The organism is Candidatus Marimicrobium litorale (assembly GCF_026262645.1).
Taxonomy (GTDB): domain Bacteria; phylum Pseudomonadota; class Gammaproteobacteria; order Pseudomonadales; family Halieaceae; genus Marimicrobium; species Marimicrobium litorale.
The window spans coordinates 1214792-1238366 of the sequence record NZ_SHNO01000001.1 but is presented as its reverse complement, the minus strand read 5'-3'; the positions used below and the strand labels follow the sequence as shown (position 1 = coordinate 1238366).

Annotated in this window: 20 protein-coding genes; 7 read left to right on the top strand and 13 right to left on the bottom strand. The window is 54.7% G+C overall.

Features of this window, described 5'->3' with window-relative positions; all coding sequences use genetic code 11:
* Positions 1–84: 84 nt before the first annotated feature.
* The 4 genes from EYC82_RS05630 to EYC82_RS05615 form a co-directional block, all read right to left on the bottom strand.
* Positions 85–1242: an amino acid ABC transporter substrate-binding protein gene (locus tag EYC82_RS05630; RefSeq protein ID WP_279248570.1), complete on the bottom strand. Its 1158-nt coding sequence runs from the start codon at positions 1240–1242 to the stop codon at positions 85–87.
* A 3-nt stretch (positions 1243–1245) separates the two neighbouring features.
* The gene (locus EYC82_RS05625) at positions 1246–2001 is read right to left on the bottom strand and encodes an MlaA family lipoprotein (protein ID WP_279248569.1); all 756 of its coding nucleotides are present in this window, start codon (positions 1999–2001) and stop codon (positions 1246–1248) included.
* Positions 1998–3302: a hypothetical protein gene (locus EYC82_RS05620; RefSeq protein WP_279248568.1), complete on the bottom strand. Its 1305-nt coding sequence runs from the start codon at positions 3300–3302 to the stop codon at positions 1998–2000. Before EYC82_RS05620 ends, EYC82_RS05625 begins: the two co-directional genes overlap by 4 nt.
* Positions 3303–3390: 88 nt before the next feature.
* On the bottom strand, positions 3391–4869 hold the full coding sequence (locus EYC82_RS05615; RefSeq protein WP_279248567.1) for an acyl-CoA carboxylase subunit beta: 1479 nt from the start codon (positions 4867–4869) through the stop codon (positions 3391–3393).
* A gap of 149 nt (positions 4870–5018) precedes the next feature.
* Between EYC82_RS05615 and EYC82_RS05610 the strand changes: the two genes are divergently transcribed.
* Positions 5019–5816, top strand: coding sequence for an enoyl-CoA hydratase/isomerase family protein (locus EYC82_RS05610; protein ID WP_279248566.1), 798 nt, complete (start codon positions 5019–5021; stop codon positions 5814–5816).
* A 117-nt stretch (positions 5817–5933) separates the two neighbouring features.
* Complete coding sequence (locus EYC82_RS05605) at positions 5934–6140, top strand: hypothetical protein (protein ID WP_279248565.1); 207 nt, start codon at positions 5934–5936, stop codon at positions 6138–6140.
* 184 nt (positions 6141–6324) lie between these two features.
* On the opposite strand, the gene EYC82_RS05600 is transcribed toward EYC82_RS05605, so the two are convergent.
* A complete protein-coding gene (locus EYC82_RS05600) occupies positions 6325–7359 on the bottom strand; it encodes a Rieske 2Fe-2S domain-containing protein (RefSeq protein ID WP_279248564.1) in 1035 nt (344 codons plus the stop codon).
* A 21-nt stretch (positions 7360–7380) separates the two neighbouring features.
* Positions 7381–9075, bottom strand: coding sequence for an FAD-binding protein (locus tag EYC82_RS05595; protein ID WP_279248563.1), 1695 nt, complete (start codon positions 9073–9075; stop codon positions 7381–7383).
* A gap of 164 nt (positions 9076–9239) precedes the next feature.
* On the opposite strand from EYC82_RS05595, the gene EYC82_RS05590 reads away from it, so the two are divergent.
* The 3 genes from EYC82_RS05590 to EYC82_RS05580 are packed head-to-tail and all read left to right on the top strand — an operon-like array spanning position 9240 to position 13084.
* A complete protein-coding gene (locus tag EYC82_RS05590; protein ID WP_279248562.1) occupies positions 9240–10259 on the top strand; it encodes a zinc-dependent alcohol dehydrogenase in 1020 nt (339 codons plus the stop codon).
* Between the two features lie 39 nt (positions 10260–10298).
* The gene (locus EYC82_RS05585; RefSeq protein WP_279248561.1) at positions 10299–11123 is read left to right on the top strand and encodes an SDR family NAD(P)-dependent oxidoreductase; all 825 of its coding nucleotides are present in this window, start codon (positions 10299–10301) and stop codon (positions 11121–11123) included.
* Positions 11120–13084 carry a DUF3604 domain-containing protein gene (locus EYC82_RS05580; protein WP_279248560.1) on the top strand — a complete coding sequence of 655 codons (1965 nt, stop codon included), beginning with the start codon at positions 11120–11122 and terminating at the stop codon, positions 13082–13084. Before EYC82_RS05585 ends, EYC82_RS05580 begins: the two co-directional genes overlap by 4 nt.
* On the opposite strand, the gene EYC82_RS05575 is transcribed toward EYC82_RS05580, so the two are convergent.
* Both EYC82_RS05575 and EYC82_RS05570 read right to left on the bottom strand, forming a co-directional pair.
* Positions 13038–13703 (bottom strand): TetR/AcrR family transcriptional regulator, encoded by a 666-nt coding sequence (locus EYC82_RS05575; protein WP_279248559.1) that lies wholly within the window; start codon positions 13701–13703, stop codon positions 13038–13040. The genes EYC82_RS05580 and EYC82_RS05575 overlap by 47 nt on opposite strands.
* A 92-nt stretch (positions 13704–13795) precedes the next feature.
* The gene (locus tag EYC82_RS05570) at positions 13796–14461 is read right to left on the bottom strand and encodes a redoxin domain-containing protein (RefSeq protein WP_279248558.1); all 666 of its coding nucleotides are present in this window, start codon (positions 14459–14461) and stop codon (positions 13796–13798) included.
* A 109-nt stretch (positions 14462–14570) separates the two neighbouring features.
* On the opposite strand from EYC82_RS05570, the gene EYC82_RS05565 reads away from it, so the two are divergent.
* Positions 14571–16295: an SLC13 family permease gene (locus EYC82_RS05565; RefSeq protein WP_279248557.1), complete on the top strand. Its 1725-nt coding sequence runs from the start codon at positions 14571–14573 to the stop codon at positions 16293–16295.
* On the opposite strand, the gene EYC82_RS05560 is transcribed toward EYC82_RS05565, so the two are convergent.
* From EYC82_RS05560 to EYC82_RS05550, 3 genes are all read right to left on the bottom strand, one after another.
* Positions 16296–17045, bottom strand: a complete 750-nt coding sequence (locus tag EYC82_RS05560) for an SDR family NAD(P)-dependent oxidoreductase (RefSeq protein WP_279248556.1) — start codon at positions 17043–17045, stop codon at positions 16296–16298.
* Between the two features lie 118 nt (positions 17046–17163).
* On the bottom strand, positions 17164–17931 hold the full coding sequence (locus tag EYC82_RS05555; protein WP_279248555.1) for an SDR family oxidoreductase: 768 nt from the start codon (positions 17929–17931) through the stop codon (positions 17164–17166).
* Between the two features lie 470 nt (positions 17932–18401).
* Positions 18402–19283, bottom strand: a complete 882-nt coding sequence (locus EYC82_RS05550; RefSeq protein ID WP_279248554.1) for a porin — start codon at positions 19281–19283, stop codon at positions 18402–18404.
* Between the two features lie 443 nt (positions 19284–19726).
* Here EYC82_RS05550 and EYC82_RS05545 point away from each other — a divergent pair, with 443 nt between their 5' ends.
* Positions 19727–20695, top strand: a complete 969-nt coding sequence (locus EYC82_RS05545; protein WP_279248553.1) for a glycosyltransferase family 2 protein — start codon at positions 19727–19729, stop codon at positions 20693–20695.
* Positions 20696–20754: 59 nt separating this feature from the next.
* On the opposite strand, the gene EYC82_RS05540 is transcribed toward EYC82_RS05545, so the two are convergent.
* Both EYC82_RS05540 and EYC82_RS05535 read right to left on the bottom strand, forming a co-directional pair.
* Positions 20755–22374 (bottom strand): B12-binding domain-containing radical SAM protein, encoded by a 1620-nt coding sequence (locus EYC82_RS05540; RefSeq protein WP_279248552.1) that lies wholly within the window; start codon positions 22372–22374, stop codon positions 20755–20757.
* 292 nt (positions 22375–22666) lie between these two features.
* Complete coding sequence (locus tag EYC82_RS05535) at positions 22667–23476, bottom strand: class I SAM-dependent methyltransferase (RefSeq protein WP_279248551.1); 810 nt, start codon at positions 23474–23476, stop codon at positions 22667–22669.
* Between the last annotated feature and the right edge of the window lie 99 nt (positions 23477–23575).

Genomic DNA, 23575 nt, shown 5'->3' with positions numbered 1-23575 from the left:
GCTGACAGAGACGCTGCTGCGCCCTCGACCCTATCTCTCTCGAGAGGAGTTCCTTGGCGTACAACCACGTTCCTTCAGTTGCGATCAGGGGAGGGGGTAGATCAGTGGTTGCTCGGCCACGCTTTCCGGTGCGATAAGTCGACGGCGGCCATCCTGCCACTGCAGCACCAGATTGCGTCTTCCGATTTGACGCCCGGTCTTGTCAACGTGGTAAGAGCCGATAAGCGCATGGATATACATACTGCGTAGCTGCTCCCGAACCGCGTTGTGCTCGACGGTGCCTGCCAGCCTTACGGCCGCTTCGAGGATCTCTCCGGCACTGTAACCTATCACCGCGTATACGCCAGGGTTGGATCCATATCGCTGGTTGTACCGGTACGCGAAATCTTCTGCGCCGGGCTGGCGCGAACTGCGCAGCCATTGCACAACACCGACTATGCCCTCCGCCTCGTCACCCAGCTCATCACCGAACTCACGCAGCCCGGGACCGATAGTGAATGCGAGCATGTCGGGTGTGGCACCGGCTTTGCGCAGGTCGCGTGCGAGAGCGATGGAGTCACTGACGTAGGAAACACCGAGAATGAGGTCTGCATCGGCCTGTTTGATCCGCTCAGACAAAGCGGTGAAGTCTCGCTCGTCAGGTGCATAGCCCTCGTAAAAGATGACTCGCTCACTATCGTGATCGCCATCACCGTTACGCATGCTTTCAGCCACCTCTCGGCCAAATTCTGTCTCTGCGTAGACCACGGCAACCGTTTTGGCGCCTGCGTCTGCTGCAATGCTGATGCCCTCGAGGTAATCATCGGCAGGTGTGTCAGCGCCAAAAATATTTTTCAAGCCGCGGTTCCAGATCTCTTCAGCCGAAGCCGCAGTCGATACCATGGGGGTGTTATGTGCTTCAGCTACGAGGCTGGCTTTTAGGGTCAGGGAAGACGAGTAGGGCCCTACCAAGAGGTCGGCCTTATCAACATCGAGCAGCTTTTCAAAACCTGCGACAGTGCCGGCATCGCGAGAGCCGTCGTCGTAGTAAATAATCTCGACAGTGCGACCCAGAAGTGCACCTCTTGCATTCACGTCGGCAGCCCACATCTGCAGGCCTCTTAGCTGCTCAGTGCCTTGTTCGCTGTAGTGCCCGGTCAGTGACTGGGTTGTGCCAATGTTTATCGGCTCAAGCGCATGCGCGCCTAGCGCGCATGTGATCGCTAATGTCAGAACAAGTGCTTGAATCAGGTGAGTTATCATGGTCTATTGCTCGACATCCAGCCTACGCTTGGTGGAATACAGCCAGCGCACCATCCGATATTCGAAGGCGGAACCGGTCTCGTAATAACGGAACGACGTGTTGGCGCGTGTGTCGACAGGCCAGGCCACCGTGGTGGCGATGCGCACATCATCGGAAAGGACTTCATCCTGAATCATGCTGCGCACGTAGAAGTCGGGCAATTTACCGATGCCATCGCGCAGGTTAGACGGGCCGAGGAACGGCAACACAAGGTAGGGCCCTTGTCCTACGCCCCATCGCCCCATCGTCTGACCGAAGTCCTCCATGGGGCGCGGTATTCCCCACAGTGAGGCGACATCGAGAAGGCCAAACAGCCCCACGGTGCTGTTAACAAGCACGCGCCCGGTGCTTTGCGCTGCTTTTGTAGGTGCCAGTTGCAGCAGTGAGTTCACAGCCGACAGCATGTCGTCGAAATTCTTGAAAAAATTATGTATGCCCGTTCTTGCGAAATCGGGCACAACGGTTTCATAGCCCTGCACGACAGGCAGGAAGATTGCTTTGTCAAAGTGGTAGTTAAAATTGTAGATGTGTTTGTTCATGCCCTCCCATGGATCGTAAACACTCATCTGGTCATCATGACCGGGTGGAAGGATGCGCTTCGCGGGAAAGATCGGTTCCGGGTAATCGGATGCCGGTTTCTGAGGAGGGTAACTGGCGCAGGCCGCCAGAGTAAGTATCAGTGCCGCGATGAGGGCGCGGCCGACGCGCTGCAACATCATGGCGCTCCTCCGCCGGTGAATACTGCCACCATATGTGCGACATTATCGCTGTAGCTCATGTTGCCGCAGTGGCCTCCGGTAGGGTAAATCGTAGCCCTCGTGCCAAAGACATCGGCGAAAAACTCAATTTCACCGGGCTGCAGGATAATGTCATCCGCATTATGCATGACCGTAATCTTTTCTGTATCGCGCAGATAATCCTCGATCTCCTTCAGGCTGATCGCTGCGATGAACTCGTTTCGTGTGGCGTCGGGTTCGGTTTGCTTATAAAAAGGATAAAAAAACTCGTGGTAGTAATCGGTGAAGCCTATGCGATTTGCTACTTCGTTGTACTGTGTAAGATTGCTGTAGCGGTTCAAAATCAGCCCCTTGGGCTTTATAAAACCGAAATCTACGACCACATCCGAGGTGAAAATAAGCGAGGCGGAGGATAATCGGAACGATACGCCGATGAGTGCGGCGAGCTGTTCGTCTTTCAGGTTCAGGGCCTTGTAGGCCTTGTACAAAAAATCGTCTCCGATAGCATCAGAGGATTCTTTGTACACATTGATGTAGGCGCGCATCAGGTTGTCGAAAAACGTATCAAAATTATCCATGCCGCCAGGGATATTGTTGATCATGCGATCCAATAACGAGATGGAGTTGTAAATTGAGACTGGGGGGTTGATCAGTAATACGTTCTCGAAATTGAAGCTTTGGCGTGTCTCATCCAGTTTCGCCACATAAGCGGCGTTAAATCCGCCGAGACTGTAACCGGTGACATTAAATGTAGACACTTCGATATCTTGTTCAAGTTCCGCCCAGATCTTCTCAAATACCCGGTATATATCCTCGGCGTCTCTTTTTGCGTCACCTACAACGCCGGTATAGGAAGCAGCAGTGACAAAATTATTAAACGTGGGTGAGGAAGTAGAGACCACGTGGAAGCCCGCCTGATAAAAGGCTTTGGCCATATTTCGGTTTTTACCGCCCTCGTGTGATGCGCCCGTGCCGGCGATTAAAAATATCAGGGGCGACTCGTGGTCCTGCAACGCGACAGAGTAGAGAAGCTCTTTGCCATAAAAGAAGACATCCGGCGTTTTCCGGTCGGGAAATATGTCTATGCTGCGTTGCTCAAAAGGTATTGATGGCAGCTTGGCTTCGTATTCGACGGGCGTGCCCACCACCGTTGCTACAAAGCGATCGGATATCGGGTATTCGTAGTTTTCCACGGTGACTACCGAGGCGGTTGCCATGGTGCTTGCGAGGTAGGCGAGAACTCCCGCAACGCATCTAACTGCGATTCTTGTTTTTGAGGTCACGTGGCTTCCAGCTGCAATTTTTTAGCAGCCGCCATAGTCGCACGATAGACTAGAACTGTCACTAAACCCCCGCTAAAAAAATCCATCACTACTCGGCTCTCAGCTGCAGGGCAGTGATGATCTCATTGCGCAGTTCACCGGGTTCGATCACCTTGTCGAACGCCATCGCGTCAGCAGGCACCCAGGCACCCGATTGTATCGATTGCATCCCAGCCGCTTGTTCGTCACTGGCGTTTGCTGCAGTCGCACCCCCAATAGCGGGAACGCCTCCCAGACTGACGCAAGGCAAGGCGAGGCTGACAACCTGCTGGTCCCAGGGGTTCATGCCCATGACGGAGCTGCCAAATCCGAACGCTTTTCGCAGGGTGGCGACAATCTTGAGCCCTCGGTAACGGCGTTGGGCCATGAACATCTGCGCGGCACCTTTGAGGGTGCCGGCCTCTTCTGCCGCTGGCCCCGGCATTACGCCGGGATTGTCCAGCAGGCTAACAAGCGGCAAACCAAAGCTGCTCGCGACCTCTATAAAATGAGTTGCTTTTTCCGCCGCCTCGCGCGTAATCGCTCCTGCCTGCACGGCGGGCTGGTTGGCGATCAACATACAGGGGACACCGCCTATACGTGCAAGGGCGGTGATGATGCTACTGCCAAAATCCGGTTGCAGTTCAATCAGGCTCTGGCTGTCACATACCTCGCGTAAGACCTCGCGCATGTCGTAGGCGATATTTGGCTGCGGTGGAATGATTGCCTCGAGATTTTTTAACGTCCGGCGAGCGGCGGCGGGGGAGTTCGCTGTCACCGGCAGGGTCGCTCCGGCACGGGGTGGCAGGAGTGAGAGAAAATGCCGAGTCATAGCAAAACATTCCTCCTCTGTCGCACCCAGGTTGTGCGCAAGGCCGCTGTCCTGAGTGTGCATGCGTGCATCGCCCAGTGCGCTCGGGCTTGTGTCGATGCCCAGGGCCGCCTTGACGAGTGGAGGGCCTGCAGAAAAAAGACTTGCGCCCTGTCGCATTATTATCAGGTCTGCAAACATGCCAGCGAGCGCGCCGTGTCCTGCAGAAGTGCCCAGCACCATTGCCACAATGGGTACCTGGCCTTTCAGATCAGCCACCAGCTGCAGATCATTCGGACTATTTGGGTAGCGCTCGCTCTGGTTGTCTGCACGTTCCCCGGCGCCATCCAGCATGACGATCAGCGGCAGTTTTTGCTCCTGTGCCAGACGCACAAGCCGGGCGCGTTTAGCGGCATTGGGGTGGCCTATCGAGCCGCCTTTCACGGTGAAGTCCTCAGCGAATAGAATAACGCTGCGCCCTTGAATGCGCCCGGTACCGCCAACCAATCCGTCCGCTGCGAGCGGCGTTTGGCCGCCAGGATGATTGCCTCCGGCCAGCGCGCCATACTCACTAAAACTGTCGTGATCAAGCAGCGCGGTGATGCGTTGTCGTGCGTCCAACCGACCTTTATCGTGTTGCTTATCTAGCTTTTGACTTCCGCCCATGCCTTCCGCAGCATTGGTGCGCTCACGCAACTCGGAGACCAGTGTTTCCCAGTCCTGTTTTTTTGTGCTCAAAACATTGCTCCTCGGGTGCCGGTGGACATCAGGCTGAACATACGGGATGATTTTTCCAAGCATAACCGCTGTCCAATAGGACAGTGGATCGATAGTATCATGAGGCTAGAGAGCTGAGCGCAGCCTCGTACGGTGGAGGGAGACTGACTTTGGAGCATCAGGTACTGGATGTGGAGCAGCGGGGCGAGGTCGAGTGGGTAACCCTCGAGCGGCCGGATACGGGTAATGCCCTGAACGGGTTGCTGGTTGCCGCTCTGGTGTCGTATTTCGAGGAATTACGGCAACGTGAGGAAATACGGGTTGTTGTGCTTAGAGCCACAGGCAAACATTTCTGCGTGGGGCTCGATATGGCCGCGGGTGCCTTCAGTGCGACGGAGCGTTCACCACATAGTATCTGGTCTGTGCAGCGCGAGATTGCCCGTATCTATTTGGCGATGCGCAAGTGCCCTCAGCCGATCATCAGCCTGGTGCAAGGCGCTGCCTGTGGGGGAGGGTTTAGCCTGGCGCTCGCGTCGGATGTTCGTATCGCGGCGGAAGACGCAAGAATGAATGCCGCTTACATTAAGATCGGCCTGACTGGATGCGATATGGGCAGCAGCTATTTCTTGCCTCGTCTGGTCGGTGCGTCGGTCGCGTCTGAACTGTTGATGACGGGGCGTTTTATACACGCACCCCGGGCTCTGGCGGTCGGTTTAGTATCAGAAGTTGTGGCGCGGGATGGGCTTGAAGCGGCGGCGCAGTTGCTAGTGGGAGACATGTTGCTCACGGCGCCGATGGGGCTGCGCCTAACCAAGGAAGCGCTCAATTTTAGTGTGGACGCGCCAAGCCTGGATGCCGCAATGGCGATGGAAGACCGTCACCAGTCGCTGTTGGCGCTTACAGAAGACGCGGGGGAGGCGGCGCTGTCTTTTTTTGAGAAGCGACTGCCTCAGTATCGAAACCGATGAATAGTGCTGCGCCGCGGACTTATCGGGAGGCGCCGTCGCGCCTTCCTCCCACGAAATCAACCTATATGAGCAATTTCGTGCTATCATGGCGGGCTGTATGTTAACAGAGTATTAAAAATGGCACGCAAACCCACCAGGGCACCCGCCAAGAAAAAACAGCCGGCGGCCGTGGAAACCTCTGAGTCCATAGAGGCGCAAACTCGGGCTTTCCTGAAATCGGGCAACAAGATTGATGTCATTCAGCCTGGCATTAGCGGACAGCCTAGTCTTGCCGCGAAAAAGAACATAAAGCTCGGTAACAACGCCAAGAGCGCTGCTTCCTGAATCTGGGAGCGCAAAACACCCTGTTGTCCCAAGAGTTCTCACGCGCGAGCATGGGAAGGCCGCCCCGAGCGAGCGTTCCGGCGCTCGCCAGTTAACCCGGGGATTTTGCCCTGTTGGGTCGATTTTGATGTTGAGGCATGGTGTCTCACGGTCCCTGCTCAGGCGGGCGGAGCGTGAGCAAGGCTCATCTTGGCAAATAGAACTGCTCGTACCACTTCCTTAGTTTGTTGATCGGACCGTCTCCATCGCAGAGAATGGGCTCATCGCGGTAGACTTTATCCTTCCATATCTCGACGTCCTGCCCAAAGGCGATGTGCGCCATGTGCGGGTAGTCTCTTGCGAAATCCGCAGGCAAGGGCGTACCGTCCAGGCTGCTAACGATAACCGCAGAGCAAAGGTCGACCTCGTTATCATTTACTGCGGTATGGCAATTCACCCACCAGCTTTTGAAGTTGATATCCGGGCTGCGTGCCTCGGTGTAGTAGTACATGATAGAGGGACCGTGATAAGTCGCGTCTCCCCATGCGTCGACGTCGGCACCCGTCTCCTCACTGGCTTCCGCCAGATCAACCGCTGCCCCGGGTGGTATTATCATTTTCGCATCAGGGTTGCGATCTACTGTCGAAAGCTGGGTAACGCTCCGCTCCGTGAATCTGTTCTCCCAGGAGCGCACCACCCCGCCATGTACGTGCGGAAAATGCGCTATGTCGACAATATTCTCAATAATATCGCAAGGCTTGGCCTGAATGCGCGAGCGGTAGAAGACCCAATCGCCCCAGCCGTTTTCGCCCCACTCCTTGATATCGGGAAGGTAGTTTTCCGGCGCCTCGTCTGGTTCTCCAAACCATATGGCAATGAATCCGCACTTTTCCAGCACGGCCCAGCCCCTGAGGGCAGTGACCGCTTTTTCGGGTAACTTGTCAGCATAGGGAATGTCGACGCAGTGGCCCTGTGGATCAAAAGTCCAACCGTGGAATGGACAGGCGATGTTATCGCCTGTTACCCGTCCTTCACCGCTGCCCAGATTGGCGCCAAGGTGAGGGCAATGGGCGTCGAGAATCGCTACCTTGCCCGATTCGCCACGATACGCCACGAGGTCCCTGTCGAAATAATGCAATTTCTTCACTTCGCCCACACCCAATTCCTGGGAAAACAGGACTATGTGCCAGCCGCGGGCATAGTTATCTGGATCGAGATAAGCGTATTTGAAGCGATTCAAGAGTGGTTTTCCTCTAGCGGATTAGTCACTGAATGCATGCTGTGCGGCGATATACGCAAATGTCATGGCCGAGCCAATGGTAGCGCCAGCACCAGGATAAGTGTCTCCCATCGCCGCAGCGCTGGCGTTACCTGCGGCGTAGAGTCCTGTGATCACCGAGCCATCTTTACGCAGGACGCGCGCATATTCATCACATAGCAGGCCACCTTTGGTGTCCAGGTCGCCCGGTTCGCAGCGCAAAGCATAGAAAGGTGGTTTATCCAGTGGTGCCAAAGAGGGATTGGGCGTTACAGAGGGGTCTGCGTAGTAGCGGTCATGGAGGGTGGCACCCCGTTCGAACTCGGGATCTTCGCCAGCACGCGCGTGATAATTGAAGTGCGTGACGGTCGCGTCGAGGTTGGCAGCGTTGACCCCCAGCTTCCCCGCCAGCTCGGTTATACTGTCGGCGCGGGTCAGTAAACCAGATTCGAAATTATCCGCCGAGAGCCGTGCGTCATGCTCCACTTTCCCCGGTTTGATATGTCCTACTGCGTACTTGCTTCTATATGTGGCATCGAAAACAAGATAACAGGGCACGGCGCCTTCGCCTCGCTGCTCGCTGGCGTATTGGGCTTTGACGAAATCTTCGTAGGGCTGGGCTTCATTGGCGAAACGTTTGCCTTGCTGATTGACAATCAGCGAGCCGGGGTTGGACTTGCCCGAGATTAATGCCAGCACGCGACCATCGGGAATCCTGTAACTGGGAGACCACCAAGCCGAGCCCATGAAACCAAGGTCAGCACCGATGCTTTCGCCCAGGCGCACTGCATCGCCGGTTGCGCCAGGCGCTGCTGCAGTCCACTCGCTGCCGATGGGTGCCTGCTGAAACCGCTGCCGCATCGCAGCGTTGTGGGAAAAGCCGCCGGTGCCGAGTAAAACACCGTGTCGTGCCTTCACATACAGTGGCCTTCCCTCGCGCTTGACGATTGCACCGCAGACGTTCTCGCCATCCAACACCAGTTCGTCAATCGGTGTATCCAGCCACAGCGGGATAGCGCGGTCCTTCAACGAGAGCCTCAGGCTGGCGATCAGTGCCGGACCGAGAGTGAGACGGTTGTCCCGCTGGCGCCTGAGGCGGCCCGGGATGTCGGTGATATAGCGCAGCAATAAGCGCAGGCCCAGCAAATACGCGCCCGCATCCATGACCTGCAGACGCTGACCCTCCTCGACGGTGACATTAAAGGGCAGCAGCAAGCCATCGTAGTGCCCCAACCTGATCGTGTCGGCCTCTGCTCCAAGACGACGCAGCTGGAACGGGGCATTGTCCATGGAGCGTCCACCTGATTTATAACCGGGCTTGGCTTCGTAGTAGTCCATATAGTGGGGTAAGGCGGAGTAATGCACATGACTGTGCTGCATCATGAATTGCAGCATTTCGCTCGCCCTCTCCGCATAGGCGCGAAGACGCGAGGGGCTGACACTGTCGCCGATCAAAGACTTTAGGTAGGCATAGCCCTCTTCGGCACTGTCCTGCACGTCTACGTCGGCCTGACGATGATTAGCGGGTATCCAGGCGACGCCACCCGACTTGGCAGTGGTTCCGCCGTAGAGGGATTCTTTCTCCACGACCAGAACAGAGCCGCCCAGTTGATGAGCAGCAATCGCACCGGTCATACCCGCGGCTCCGGCGCCGGCTACCAGCCAGTCTACAACCTTATCCGGATTCTTTTTGGTCATGCCCTGTGCACTCCTCATTGGTGCCTCAGTGTCGCAAAGCTCATGACACTCAACCAGTCTCGCAACGAATTGATTTCCAGCGGTTCAATATACCGGCCATCACGGTTGACCCAGGCCGAGGGCGGTCCTATGGTCGTGATTGAGCGCTTACGGAGTGAGAACCGATGACATCAACTATCCCCCAACTGCAAATTCACGGGGTGAATGACTTGCGATTGGACACGCTGCCAGCCCCGGTCTGTGGTGATGATGACGTGGTGGTCCAGGTGAGGCAGTGCGGTATATGTGGCTCTGACCTCGGTTTCCTGTCCATGGGGGGATTGCGTGGCGATGAACCTACTCCGATTGGTCACGAACTGTGGGGTCTTGTCAGTGAAGCAGGGGCGAATGTTTCCAGCGTTATTCCGGGCCAAAGGGTGGTTGTGCAGCCTCTTATTCACGACAACAATATCGGCAACGGTGGCAGTGAGGGTGGATTCTCACCCTATCTCCTGGTGCGTGGCGTAGCACAATCTCCGGACAGTCTGCTGCCCCTGCCCGATACCTTGCCGGATGCTTACGGCGCCCTCGTGGAGCCTCTCTCAGTGGCCCAGCACGGGGCCAACAGGGTGACTGCGCAGGCGCAGGACAAGGCCGTGATCTTTGGTGCCGGCCCCATTGGCCTCTCTATACTATTGGTGCTGCAGTACCGTGGTCTGGAAAATATTATTGTTGTCGACCTGTCAGAGGCGCGCCTGACGGCGGCGCGCTCGCTCGGTGCGGTGGCGCTTTCGGCCAACGATCCCGATCTGTTACCGAAGTTGATTGAATGTCACGGTAGTTCCAGTTTTTTCGGTATGCCCATGCCCGCCAGCAGCGTGTATTTCGAGGCAACGGGCGCGCGCAGTGTGTTTGAACGCATTGTGGATATAAGTGGCCCCGGCAGCCGTGTCTGCCTCACTGGTGTGCACAAGGAAAAGGCGACGCTGGATCTCATCATGCTGTTGGCGAAAGAAATTTCTATTATCTCGGCCATGGGGTATGACGTGGAATTCCCACAAGTAATCGAGATGTTGCAGTCCGGTCGTTTTGATCCCACAGTATTGGTAACCCACCATTTCCCCTTGTCACAGGTGACGCAGGCCTTCGAGATGGCTCGCGATTCCGAGCAGGCAATCAAGGTTATGATTGATTGTCAGGCCTGAGTAACTTACCGGGGCAGGATCAATTTTGGAGATAAAATTATGCAGGATTTAGAGGGCAAGGTCGCCGTAGTGACGGGCGCAGGGTCGGGGATTGGTGAGGGTATCGCGAGAGCGGTCGCCGCTGCCGGTATGAAGGTTGTTGTGGCAGACATCGATGAAAGTAAGGCAAACACGGTGGCTGCAGATTTGGGTGGCGACGCACTGGCCTGCGGAGTGGATGTATCTCGTCTCGCGTCTGTGGAAGCGCTGCGCGATCGCGCCCTGCAACATTTCGGCGGCGTTCACCTGCTGTGCAACAACGCGGGAGTCTGGATTGGTGCGTTAATGGCGGACGCTGATATAAAGGATTGGCAATACCTGATCGATGTTAATCTCTATGGCGTTATTCATGGTGTGAAAGCATTTCTTCCGTTAATGCTAGAACAAGGGGAGGGGCACATCGTCAATACGGCCTCGATGGGCGGCTTGATATCTGGCCCGCCAGAGGGACTCTACACCACCACCAAGTTCGCGATTGTCGGCCTTTCTGAGGCGCTACTGATGGAGACTGCGGACAAGGGGGTGGGCGTATCAGTGCTGTGCCCGGGACTAGTCAATACCAACCTCATCACCCAGTCTTTTGCAGTGCGCCCAGACGCTTACGACCCCGGAATTGACCATCAGCAACCTGCGCCAGACGTTGCAAGCGGTATTTCGCCCCGTGTGGTAGGTGAGCAGGTGGTCGATGCCGTTCGCGAAGGTGGTTTTTACGTAATCACCCATGATGACTATCGAGACATCATAGCGATGCGTCACGACAACATTGTTGCATCCATCGACGAGCATGCTAAACGTTATGGATCTACCTCTGGCAGGGAGGTGTGACCCAGCCGAGACACGTTATTACCGCCGGCCTGTTAAGCAGACTGTTGTGCGTGTACTTGTTCACGCTGCCATTCACTGCGGGTGCCGGTCAGGCGTACTCGGAAGAGCGGCACCCCTGTCGATTTCATGACGAGTACAGGCAGCCTTTTTTTGGTGACCTTCATGTGCATACCCGTTATTCCCTCGATGCCAGCACCCAGGGCACACTGACCACACCGGCGCAGGCGTATGGTTTCGCACAGGGTCAATCTCTCGGTATACAGCCCTGGGATGAATCCGGATTGCCCATGCGCTCGATACGGCTCAATCGTCCACTGGACTTTGCGATGGTTTCGGATCATGCCGAATTGTTTGGCGAGGTCCACATGTGCAACACACCAGGTTTTGAGGGTCACGATTCCTGGCAGTGTGGCCTGTATCGAGGCTGGTCTATCGGAGCCTATTATCTGTTCAACTTTATGTCCTCAATGATGGCTTCCCATATGAGTATGTGCGGTGAAAATGACACGTTGTGCAAGCAGGCATCGGTCTTTCCCTGGCACGATACGAAGCAAGCTGCGGAGGCGGCCTATGACCGAAGTGATGATTGTTCCTTCACCAGCTTTGTCGGCTATGAATGGTCGGGTATGGATCCGCTGACGGGTGGAAACCTGCATCGAAATATCCTGTTTCGTAACGCCGATGTCCCCGAACTGCCACTGTCATTTATCGAAGAGCCCTCTGCCGAGCGGCTTTGGCGTGGTCTCGAACGTGAATGTGTTGGTGCATCTGGTGCTTGCGACGCTCTGGCGATTCCCCACAATTCCAATTTAAGCGCCGGACAGATGTTTACAGGCAAGGGCGACGACGGTTCTCCGATGACGCCCGAATACGCAGCGCTCAGAGCCCGCTACGAGCCGCTGCTGGAAGTTATGCAGAAAGGCGGATCCTCCGAGTGTTTCTATGCTCGAGGAATCACCGAGGATGAACTTTGCGCTTTCGAACAACAACCCATTGATAATCTGGCTGGCTTCGACCGCTCGCCGCGACCTGATACAGGCTTTGCCAGAGAGGTCTTGCTGCAGGGACTGGCTATTGAAGCCGAAATGCGCGTAAACCCCTACCAGTTTGGTTTCATAGCCAGTACCGATACACATCTCGGTGCCGCCGGTCAGGTGGATGAGTCAGGATTTGCCGGCCACGGTGGCAAGGGTGTTCCGGCTGTCGATCGGTTGCCGCCGGGATTGCCGGACCTTCTGATGAACAACCCGGGCGGTCTCGCCGTGCTCTGGGCCGAGGAGAACAGTCGCGACTCTCTGTTTGAGTCTCTCAGGCGTCGTGAAAGCTACGCTACCAGCGGCCCAAGAATTATCAGTCGATTTTTCGCGGGGTGGGATTATCCGCAGGATCTGTGTGAGCGTCAGGATCGCATCGCCCAAGCTTATGAATCAGGCACGCCGATGGGAGGTCGCCTACCTTCTGCCGCGGCCGCTGCGCCGCGATTTATGGTAGTAGCACAGCGGGACCCCGGTACCGCAAGCCAGCCCGGTGTGCCTCTGCAGCGTATCCAGATTGTAAAAGGCTGGAGAACCTCTGCTGGAGAGTTGAGGGAAGCGGTTTTCGATGTCGCCGGCGATGCCACAAACGGTGCGCGGGTCGACGAGGCGTCTTGCGCGTTAAGCGGCTCCGGGGAGCACACACTGTGCGCCGTTTGGACCGACGAGACATTCGATGCTGAGCAGGGCGCCTATTACTATTCCAGAGTCCTCGAAAACCCCAGTTGCCGTTGGAGTCAGCGTATTTGCGTCGCGATGGGTGTGGATTGCAGTCGCCCCGAAACAGTGGGAGAAGGGCTGGAGCCTTGCTGTGCCGACGGGCATCGCAAGGTTATACAGGAGCGTGCCTGGACCTCGCCTATTTGGTATAGCCCAGCGGCTACTCCAGAGGCTCCGCCTCCAGCAGGGATTCGACCGCCAGCGTAATCTGGTCAAACATTCGCCTGCGTGTGCGCAAAGTGGTACTGCTATCGTCTGCTTCACTGGCCCTGCAGATATCCGCAATACCGTGAAACGTCATGCTAATGGTCAGAAACATGCGGCGGCGTATTTCCGTCGCACGTAAATGTGATAGTGCATGTCGAAATAGCCGCTCCAGTGCTTCGTCGTTGTCAAAACTGATGGCAGTTGTGGTGGCTGGGTTGAGCACCGGGCTGTTCAATATGGCCAGCTGGGAGAGAATTTTGATGTAGTAGACGCCGGAGGGATTTTCCTCAATGTAATCGGTGAGTGGCCGCACCAGTGCCTTCGCGGCTTTCCTGTGACGGCCGCTCTGTCTGCTTGCTACCTCGGCAGCCAGAAAGGGTTGACGTAACTCGCGGACACGCTGTGAATGCGTGTCGATGATCGCCTGCAGCAGCCCATCGCGATTGCCGAAATGGTACTGCAAGGCATTTCGATTTTTCTGCCCGGCTGCCACTGTGATTTCATTCAGTGATACGGAATCGATACTGCGCTCTGCGAATAGTTTCTCGGCCGCTTCAATAAACCGTTGTCGCGTTTGTGCAGAGCGACCCGAGTGTTTGTTAGCGGCGCTTTGATCCATGGTGACGTACCGTATGCCGGTGGCCTCGGAGAACCTGAAAATAATACAGTCGTCTTAAATGTGCAAGCAGTCTCACTGCGGTTCGCTGCGTATCAATGCTGAAGCAGTTGTCGCGCGAAGGAGAGCGTTGCCGTGGCACTGATCCGGGTATTTTCTTTTTCAAGGAACAGTTTACCGACAATTTTTTGATCCTTTGAAATGACGAGCGAGCCTGGGTAGGGTGTGCCATACTTGCTGTCAGTTCTGGTATAGGCGTGATCCTGAACGCCGAGGGTTATGGTCGAGAGTGCGGAGGTGTCAGATAGTAAGGGGAGGGTAATACCGTACTCCGCAGCAAATGTATCCTGCACAGACTGTTCGTCGGGACTGATGACGACGAGGCCAATGCCCGCTGCACTGAATTCCGGATAAAGCGCTTCCAACTGAAGCAACTGCTGTTGACATAACGGGCTCTCGGCCAGAGAGCGAAGAACGACGAGCACGGTGCCTGCAGCGCCAGCGAACTTCGTCAACAGGGTTAGTCTCTCTCCCTCGTATTCTGCCTGGAGGCCTGGAAAATGAGAGCCTATGGCGGGACCTGGGTCGAAGCTGTCCGTATCCTCGGAAACAAAGAAATTCTGCGCAAACCAGTTATAAGGTAATTCCGAAAAAAATTCTCGATGCCAAGCCAACGCGATGATTCCGACCAGAATCAGACCGACAACTATTTTGCTGACTTTTTCCATAATGTCATTGCTCGGGCTCTTATCTTCGTCCACGCTATGTCAGAGTTTACGCGAAATCACATAAAAAGTTGGTGCGTTGTGGCGTTAAGCTGTTAGCGCGTATCCTGCAGACCATTGCATGTAATTGAACAGAAGGGTTTTCATGTTTGAGCAGCTGCTCATCACTGCCTTGTTTGGGGGGCTTCTCGCGAGTCTCATTTTCACCAAGTGGCCGGCCGCGTGGATTTTCGTGTGTGCCATGCTGGTCGCTTACTTTACTGGCTTGGTCGATACCCAAGAGGTATTGGACAAGGCGTCTAATCCCGGCGTCATTACCCTTGTATTGCTGCTGTTGGTGTCAACGGGGTTGGAAAAATTGTCGTGGCTGACTCGAATGTCTGACAAGCTGATAGTGCCGAGCTACTTCGGTAGTCTGCTTCGTCTGGGCGCGGCCTCCGCGTTTTTCTCCGCGTTTGTCAACAACACAGCGGTAGTCGCAACGCTTGCGAATACCGTCAGGAACAGCAAGCATCACCCTGCATCAAAGCTGCTTATACCGCTGTCCTATACTGCGATACTGGGCGGTACGATGACTTTGATCGGCACATCCACCAATTTGATTGTCAGCAGTTTTCTGCAGGATGCTACCGGGACCGGCCTGGCGTTCTTTGATTTTCTCTCGGTGGGGTTCGCGGTAACGGTACTTGGAATGATCGCCCTGGTCATCAGCTCTCGCTTCTTGCCGGTGCGCGATTCCGATGAAATAGACATCAACGAGTATGTTATTGAAGCAGAGGTAAGTGCGCACTCCCTGTTGATCGGAAAAAGCGTGCTTGAAAACAGACTGCGCGAACTTGAGGACCTATTCCTTGTAGAGATTGTGCGTGGCAATCACCTGATTTCCCCCGTTACGCCGCAGGAGCACATTGAGGCCGGCGACAAGCTAATTTTTTCTGGAGATATTAAGCAGATACAAGCACTGGAGACGTTTGATGGACTGCAGTTATTTGCGCTTGAAGAAGGTCTCTTGAGAGAAAATATGAAGGAAGTCATCGTCATGCCCAATGCCACTATCGATGGTAAGACGGTGAAGGAAAGTGCGTTTCGTTCAGTATTTGATGCGGCGGTCGTCGGTATGCGTCGGGGGGGTAAACGCCTTTCCGGAAAGTTAGGCAATATTACAATTGAGGCCGGTGACAGCATGATGCTGGCGGTCGGCCCGGATTTTAACGAGCGCAAAAACCTCGATAAAAATTTTGTTATTACTAATGATTCGGTAGGGGAGGCGCGCACAACCCCTTTCCAGAACTATCTGATTACCGGTGTGTTAGTGCTGGTTATCGTGCTTGCGACACTGGAGATAGTACCCCTCATAAAAGGGGTTGCCTTTCTGCTCTTGTGTATGTTGATCACCGGGGTAATCAGCGGCTCTGAACTCAGGCGGCGCTTTCCCTTCGAGCTCTGGTTGATTATCGCGTCAGCGTTGACTTTGTCCCAGGCATTGACTAATGCAGGAATGGTTACCCTGATGGCCGATTTACTGCATGGCTACCTGTCTGTTCTGGGGCCTTACGGAGCCCTCATCGGGATTTATATTGGCACTGTGCTGCTGACAGAGCTGATGACCAACAATGCTGCAGCGGCGCTGAGTTTTCCGGTGGCTTTTGGCCTGGCGGAGAGCTATGGCGTTAGTTTTATGCCATTTGTTATGGCGGTCGCCTATGGTGCTAGTGCGAGCTTTCTTACTCCTTACGGCTACACAACAAACCTGATGGTACAAAACCTCGGTGGCTATGAATTCAAGGATTACACCCGTGCGGGGATACTGGTGTCGATTGTGTATTCGGTAACAGTCATCGTGCTGGTGCCTCGGCTGTTCCCGTTTTAGTCAGCCCATGCCTGTTGTGAAACCACCATCCACCGGCAGCGTCTGGCCGGTAATCCAGGCCGCTGCGGGCGATGTCAGAAATAGCACAGCGGCGGCAATATCCTCGGGTTCCCCGGTCCGCTTCAAGCCCTGGCGTTTCAGCGTCTCCTCCACCATGTCGGGCATACTCTCTATCACAAAACTGGTGAGATTCGAGCGGGTGAGACCCGCAGCCACCGCGTTGGCGCGGATGCCCTCACGGCCCCAGCTCATGCCCAGCGTTTTGATGAGTTGTACGAGGCCCGCCTTGGCTGGGCCATACCCTGGCGTCAACTCGAAACCAAAGTAGGATGTCATGGAGGCGATGCCAATAATGCTGGCGCCGCCGGGAAAGTCGCTCGCGGCTAACAGTTTTTTGCAGGCGCTACTGAGGTGAAACGCGCTGGACAGATTCACATCAAGTGACAGGTCAAAGCCCTCAGCGCCCCATTCATCACCCTGTGAGCCCCCGGCATTGTTGATGAGGATATCCAGTTTCGACAGTGAGCTACCGAGGGCGTAAAGCGCGTCCCTGTCGCCTACATCCAGCTGGCGATACTCCATCCCGGCAAGGTCGGCGTCGTATTCTCCTGCGTCGGAACCACGACCAGTGATAATCACACTGGCACCTGCATCGCTGAAACCTCGTGCGCAGGCAAGACCAATGCCGCTGGTGCCGCCTGTGACCAGAACGGCGGCATTGGAATAATCGTAGCTGATACCCTGAAACATAGTCACTCCGTCATAAGGCGAAAAAAATCACAATACGGCCATATCACAAAGGGCGCAAGCGCGCCCTGGTGAACGCGGGGGCCAGCGCGTTACAGAGCTGCCGAATGGTTTTGTTGGCCTAGAGTTGCGGCAGTGATTCCTGCACCAACCCTGCGTTCCAGCCGCCGTCGGCAATGAACTCAGCCCCGGTACTGTAGGTCGCTTCGTCTGACGCGAGGAATGCAGTGAGTGCGGCTACTTCACGTGGCAGTCCGACACGGGGAATCGCGTGATGCTGGTAGAACTGGTCTGCATCTTCCTGGGAAATGAAATCCGAGCCGTGCATGGCTGTATAAATACCGCCGGGGTGGACGCTGTTAACCCGGATGTTGTGCTTTCCCATTTCAATAGCGGCGGCCTTTGTCATACCCCGCACCGCCCACTTGGTGGACGAGTAAGCTGCAAGTGAGTTCTTCGACTGCAGCCCGTCGATGGAAGAGACGTTAACAATCGAACCACCGCCATTGTCCTTGATCGTTGGAAAAACGGCCTGCATCCCAAGAAAAACGCCTAGCTGATTGATACGAACGATGTTCATGAAGTCATCTTCGGTGGTATCCATGATGGTTTTTTGGAAGATAATAGCGGCATTGTTGATCAGGACTGACAGCGGCCCCAGAGCTGTTGCAGCTTGCACACCTTTTTGCCAATCGGTCTTGCGGGTGACGTCAAGATGAAAGAAAGACACGCTGCTGCCTAGTTCTTCGGCCAACAGCTGTCCGGGTGAATCCAATACGTCGGCGATTAATACCTTCGCCCCTTCATCCACGAGGAGCCTTACGGTGGCTTCGCCCATGCCGCGTGCGCCACCAGTGACTATTGCTACCTTGCCTGCCAATCGAGCCATATCATTGTCCTTTAAACAGATCGGGTGAGAGTGGCAGTATAAGCCAGGCCGGCGCCACGAGTGTTAATCATCGCCTAAACTTCTACGAGGTTTAAAATTCTGGGGTGTCCATAGCCATGTGTCTTTAGGTCTTACTCGCTGCTCCAGAGGAACGTGCCTCAAACCGCGCGGGGGGCTGCGCTTAAACGCTAATTGCCAAACAGAGCGGCGACCGCGATGACTGATTGTCACTCGAGCGGCCGGAGGGATTGACTCAGGACCCTGTAAGGGTGGTCCCGCTGGCTGTGAGGGGGGAAATTGCACGTTGCCAATGCTGTTGTCGAGCGCGATGCTGCTCTGCTTGAGTGGGCGTTACTCAGATAATCAATACAGTAGCGAGTGGAAACGAATCCCTACAAGAGCTGATGAATATTTCAGCACAAAAAAAAACGGACACCGAAGTGTCCGCTTTCTGTATTGCCGAGTACTGCTTAGAAGCGGTACAGAGCGCTAACGCCAACTTGGTCGTAAGATGTCTCAAGCTTAGAGCCTTGAGCGTTCCAGTTGTCGATATCGTCAGGCGATACATCTTGGTACGACAGGTCTACAGCGAAGTTTTCGGTGATGAACCACTCAACACCCAGGCTGTAGAAATCGACTTCATAGCCGTTGTCGTCGTCTTGCTTGAAGTCAGCAGCGATGCCCCAGTTGTTGCCAATGTACCAAGTGGCACCGAGGGCCCAAGTGGTAGGGTCATCTTGATTGCTGACAACGGTTTTGCCGTATCCGCCGCGAGCTTTCAGTCCACCGTTGTCGAAAGCAAAGAAGTGTTCCAACTCTGCACCCCAGCGATCTGCGTCACCGCCGTTGTTAATGTTGACGTTCTCGTAAAGAGCTACCAACGTGGTGTTCTGGGTAATGTATTTACCAATGCCAACGCTCCACGTATCAACGTCCTTATTACCTGGTTCGTCGCGCTCGTAGCCCACTTCCATGAGCCAGCCAGACAGCTTCCAGCCGGGACCTTCCGCGACGTAGCGCACGTCTACGTTGTAGGTCTGGCCGTCTTCATCATCACCATTGCTGATGTCGACTTCGCCGTCACTGAAGGCAATTCCAATTGAGGAAGCGTGATCAAGGAAAGCTGCTTCGCCAAGGGGGCCCTTGCTAGTGTCGACTGTTTCCAGGTACCAGGTCGCGCCAAGGCCGTAGATATTAGTATCGTTGTCGCCATTGACAGTTCTGGGGTTCTCGTCTTTGTAATCGAAGCTTCCACGAGCGTAGCCGGCATCCAGCTCCCACTGGTAATCAGCTTGCGCAGTAGCAGACAGTGCCAGGCCGATGCCGGCGATCAATGCAGTCTTCTTGAACATTTTGTTCTCCTTGCGGGGTCTCAAAGTAGTGATTCCCCTTTATTAAGAGCGGGGATAGTCAGTATGTTACTCACGGCACAGGCCGCGGCAAGATAACTAATTTACCTGATAAAATGTGAATTATTTACTTGTTTTTGGAAGGGCAAGCTTGGTCCGAAAGTACGAACCAAAACGATCAAAAAACGATCAGTTTTTCGCTGTGGCCTCCCACCGTTTTAGCGGGGACTATGTTGCCAGTGTGAGTGCGTTGTGTCCAGAAAAAGTAGGGCCTCCGCCCGCACTCTGCGGCACTCTGCGGCGTACTGCGCCTCCCGGCGCGGGACGGTCCCCTGTGAACTCGGCGGCATATCTTGAACGCGGCTCTATCAGAACCGCAGTCTCTCCCTGTAAGATATGAAGATGGTCAATAAGAAATGCATAGTGTTCTGCAGGGGTTAAGAGATATGTCGTCCCAAAAGGTGCCTGTGATCGGCCTGATAGTGCCCTGCAAGAATGAGGAGCCCGTTCTGCCTGAGACGGCGAGGACAATGAAATCCAAGATAGACTCTCTGGTCGCGCGCGGAATGGTCAATAGCGCCTCGCGAATCTACTTCATTGACGACGGGAGTACGGACGGCACCTGGGAGATTATTTGCCAATTGGCGGAATCGGATTCCTGTTTCCAGGGCGTGAAGCTGACCCGTAATTTTGGCCACCAGTTTGCCGTGTACGCTGGTCTGATGCATGCAGAGGGAGATGCCCTCATATCCATTGATGCTGACCTGCAGGACGATATCAACGCCATCGATGAGATGGTTGGGTGCTTTCTGAAGGGAGATGAGGTGGTCTATGGAGTCAGAGGCGACAGGCACAGTGACAAAAAGCTCAAGCGCTGGACTGCCGCGCTGCACTACTGGCTTTCGGGCCGCCTCGGGGTGCGCACGGTGCCTCACCATGCAGATTTCCGTCTCCTGAGCAGGCAGGCGGTTACCTTGTTGGGGCAGTTTCGCGAGACCAACCTTTACTTGAGAGGCGTGGTTCCTCTTTTAGGCCTGCCTTCATCGCAGGTGCATTATGCCCGTGGGCCAAGGATGGCGGGTGAATCAAAGTATGGGTTTGCAGATATGTTTGGCCTGTCGGTCGACGGCCTAACGTCCTTTTCAATACTGCCACTGAGAGTGATATCCCTACTCGGATTATTCGTATTTCTTGTGTCTATGGTATTTGGCGTGTGGGCTTTAGTCGCTTACATAGTCGGCCTGACTACGCCGTTGGATGGTTGGGCGCCAACAGGGATTCCAATTTACCTTTTGGGAGGATTGCAAATCCTATCGATTGGCGTGGTAGGTGAATATATCGGCAAGACCTACATGGAGGTGAAAAGCCGGCCGACCTACCTGATAGAAAAAACTGTTTCGAAAGCGTCTGACTAGTGCATCAGCGCTGTGCCCTGAGTCCTGTGTGACCAGCAGCCAGGGTACGGCAGGCGTGCCTAGCGGAAGATTAGCCTGAAAATCTTGCGGTACATGTGGCGATAGGCGTAAAACGTACGGTTGTCGAACACAAGCTTGTTTATTCCGTCCTTGGCATCTTTTTTGTAGCGCCGCACGAGGTTGCGCAGAACCCGCTCTGACTTGGTCTTCTCAATGCCGCGGAATACGTTGAAGATGGTCCCTGCGAACTGGGTCGGGTGATAGATGATGCGCGTGAGCAAAAAGCTCATATAGGCTTTTTTACGCACCCAGTCCAGTTCCTTGCTGCCGACTTCATCGTTGAAGGATACCGCTTTCGCCAGGTCGCCCACGGTAAGCAGATCCAGCCAGTCCAGGTCTTTAATTTTGTGTTTTGAGGGCTCCCACAGTGGAGTGCCGGGCAGTGGGATAAATAGACCAAAGTTAACTTCGTCCACGCCTACCTTTGCGAGTTCCCGGGCGTAGGCGATGGTCATCTCCATGTCCTCACGTGTCTCTCCGGGCAGTCCAAGCACAAAATAAGCGGCCACTTTCAGGCCAATCTTGTGTGCGGTAGCGCCGCAATCTTTCAGATGTTGCAAGTCGAAATCTTTGCCTTTTTGTACGATATCTGTGAGCACCCGTGGTGAGCCACTTTCGGGGGCGAGGGTCACATGCTCACAGCCACTGTCTTTCATCGCAGTGAGCATCTCCTCGTCAATTCGACTTGCGCGGATGCCGTTGGGCGTCTGCCAGCGGATATCCAGCTTGCGGCGTTTGATTTCGTTGCAGATTTCGATGAGCCGCTTGACGTTAATCGTCATATTGTCGTCTTCGAAATGAAACTCCCGAATATCCCAGTTCTCGATGCAGTATTCGATCTCATCGGCGACGTCGGTGGCGCTGCGCGAGACCCAGCGCGTTTTACGCGAGGCGCAAAATGTGCAGCCGTAGGGGCAGCCACGAGAGCTGATCATCGAAGTCCAGCGGCCATTGGAGAAGCCGTGGGATTCTTGCGCCAGGATATAGTTTTCCATGGGCAGCAAATGTCGGGCAGGGAAGGGAATGGTGTCGCTGTTGAGCTTTGTGTTACGTGCGAGCTTTTCCGTGCCCATTACACACTTGCCGTCTTCGTCGAGGAACGCGAGATTGGCAATGTCGCTGCCAATGTTTGTTTGCAGCACCATGTTTTGTTGCAGCAACTTTTGGCAGAGCTCCAGGAAGGGCAGTTCACCCTCGCCCAAGATCACGAAATCAACGAGGTCTTTATCCTCGGTCAGCACCTCTTCGTATAAAGCGGAGGGGTGAGGGCCACCCAGGACAATCTTAATGTCGCTTCTGAAAGCTCGAATCTGCCGACAGAGCTCTTGCACAACGGGGTAGGCAAAAGAAAATAGGTTGGAGATGCCTACAATTTTCACCTCGTCGTCGAGACGGGCGACGATGTCACCGAAGTGCACGCCGCGCACAAAGGTTTCTTTCTCGAACGGGTGGATGGTTTGGGGCTCCAAGCCAACTGAGTCGATGATGTCGACGGTAATGTCGTGCAGTTCAAGAACGGACGCTAGATAGGCGATACCCAGCGGCGGTGTGATTCCGCTTGCCACCTGGTTCTTGGTGAAAACCTGAGGCGGGTTTATCAGGATGACTTCGTGGCTCATACAGGGATGCCTAGAGTCAGATTACAGATGTAAGCTGCATGTGTTAGTTTTTCTCGAAAACCCCAAAAGAAACATGGACTTTCGAATGAACGTTCACAAAGTATAGAAATTAAAAGGTGCATTGTCCAGATAATGGGATCGACGGATAGACGCTTGTTTAGTGGGCTTATTTGCCGCTATAGCCCCCGCTGAATCACGTTTCCCCTGATCTCGTGCTGACTCAGCGCAGAGCCCTCTGCGCTGCGTAACATCAATACCGTGAGCTTGTTCACGTTTTGGTCTATCCCCACGGTTATGGTTTTCGGCCTTTTATCCCCCAGCTGTATTCATGGCGGTGATGTATTTCGAGGTCTTTGAATCCGGCCCGCTCAAGCAAAGCGAGTGCCTCTTGTTTCTTGTAATACTTGAAATACTTGGGGTTTAGTTGATCGTAAATCACCAGACGCCTCTTTTTTGGCGACATTGGCCACCACACGGTGTTCAGATATTTCATCATCGGCAGGGGCAGAATTTTGCCTATGAGACGGTAGGCGTAGAGAATCAGGTATAACAAATGAACAACCGTTGCCAGCAGGAAATGCGGCATCAGTGTGGTGAGTTTTCGGAGCGGCTTGATAAATGCGAGATACAGCTCGTTTCCTTCATGAGCGCACAGCCAGAAGAAGATTTGACCTCCCGGCTTGAGGGAATCGTAGCAACATTTCACTGTGTCGTCCGGCTCGCTAATAAATTCGATTACGCCGATTGAGATGACGAAATCAATTGGCTCGCCCACTGCCCAGTCATCACCTCGCTTGCACATAGGTGTAACGTCATTGCCTCTTTCCATTGACGCCAGGTTTTTCGTAAGGTTCTCAAAGGCGCCGGGGCCGGGCTCAATTGCATAGACGTGGGACGCGCCGGATTCCAGCAGCATTCCAACGATGCGGCCGGTCCCGCTGCCTATGTCTGCGACAGTTTTCCCCTCGAAGTCCTTGGTGGTTAGTAGCGGATTAACGATATCTGAAAACAGATCCAGAGACGCATACCAGCCTTCGTTATCGCCGTATCGTGTCCACTGTTTGTCGAAATCCTTGATGGTTTTTTCATCTAAACTTGACATGCTAAAGACCCAAATACCTGTTATTTTTGTGGAGGTTTACGCACCGGTAGCGTTTTGTTCTTCTGAGAGCGCGCCACTGATTCAAGTTGATGCTGCTTG

Bases quoted from the DNA above. Each gene is read 5' to 3' on its own strand.
- EYC82_RS05560 (WP_279248556.1), bottom strand. From the start codon at position 17,045: ATGTTTCAGGGTATCAGCTACGATTATTCCAATGCCGCCGTTCTGGTC.
- EYC82_RS05590 (WP_279248562.1), top strand. From the start codon at position 9,240: ATGACATCAACTATCCCCCAACTGCAAATTCACGGGGTGAATGACTTG.
- EYC82_RS05535 (WP_279248551.1), bottom strand. From the start codon at position 23,476: ATGTCAAGTTTAGATGAAAAAACCATCAAGGATTTCGACAAACAGTGG.
- EYC82_RS05605 (WP_279248565.1), top strand. From the start codon at position 5,934: ATGGCACGCAAACCCACCAGGGCACCCGCCAAGAAAAAACAGCCGGCG.
- EYC82_RS05630 (WP_279248570.1), bottom strand. From the start codon at position 1,242: ATGATAACTCACCTGATTCAAGCACTTGTTCTGACATTAGCGATCACA.
- EYC82_RS05595 (WP_279248563.1), bottom strand. From the start codon at position 9,075: ATGACCAAAAAGAATCCGGATAAGGTTGTAGACTGGCTGGTAGCCGGC.
- EYC82_RS05575 (WP_279248559.1), bottom strand. From the start codon at position 13,703: ATGGATCAAAGCGCCGCTAACAAACACTCGGGTCGCTCTGCACAAACG.
- EYC82_RS05625 (WP_279248569.1), bottom strand. From the start codon at position 2,001: ATGATGTTGCAGCGCGTCGGCCGCGCCCTCATCGCGGCACTGATACTT.
- EYC82_RS05545 (WP_279248553.1), top strand. From the start codon at position 19,727: ATGTCGTCCCAAAAGGTGCCTGTGATCGGCCTGATAGTGCCCTGCAAG.
- EYC82_RS05565 (WP_279248557.1), top strand. From the start codon at position 14,571: ATGTTTGAGCAGCTGCTCATCACTGCCTTGTTTGGGGGGCTTCTCGCG.
- EYC82_RS05550 (WP_279248554.1), bottom strand. From the start codon at position 19,283: ATGTTCAAGAAGACTGCATTGATCGCCGGCATCGGCCTGGCACTGTCT.
- EYC82_RS05555 (WP_279248555.1), bottom strand. From the start codon at position 17,931: ATGGCTCGATTGGCAGGCAAGGTAGCAATAGTCACTGGTGGCGCACGC.
- EYC82_RS05540 (WP_279248552.1), bottom strand. From the start codon at position 22,374: ATGAGCCACGAAGTCATCCTGATAAACCCGCCTCAGGTTTTCACCAAG.
- EYC82_RS05585 (WP_279248561.1), top strand. From the start codon at position 10,299: ATGCAGGATTTAGAGGGCAAGGTCGCCGTAGTGACGGGCGCAGGGTCG.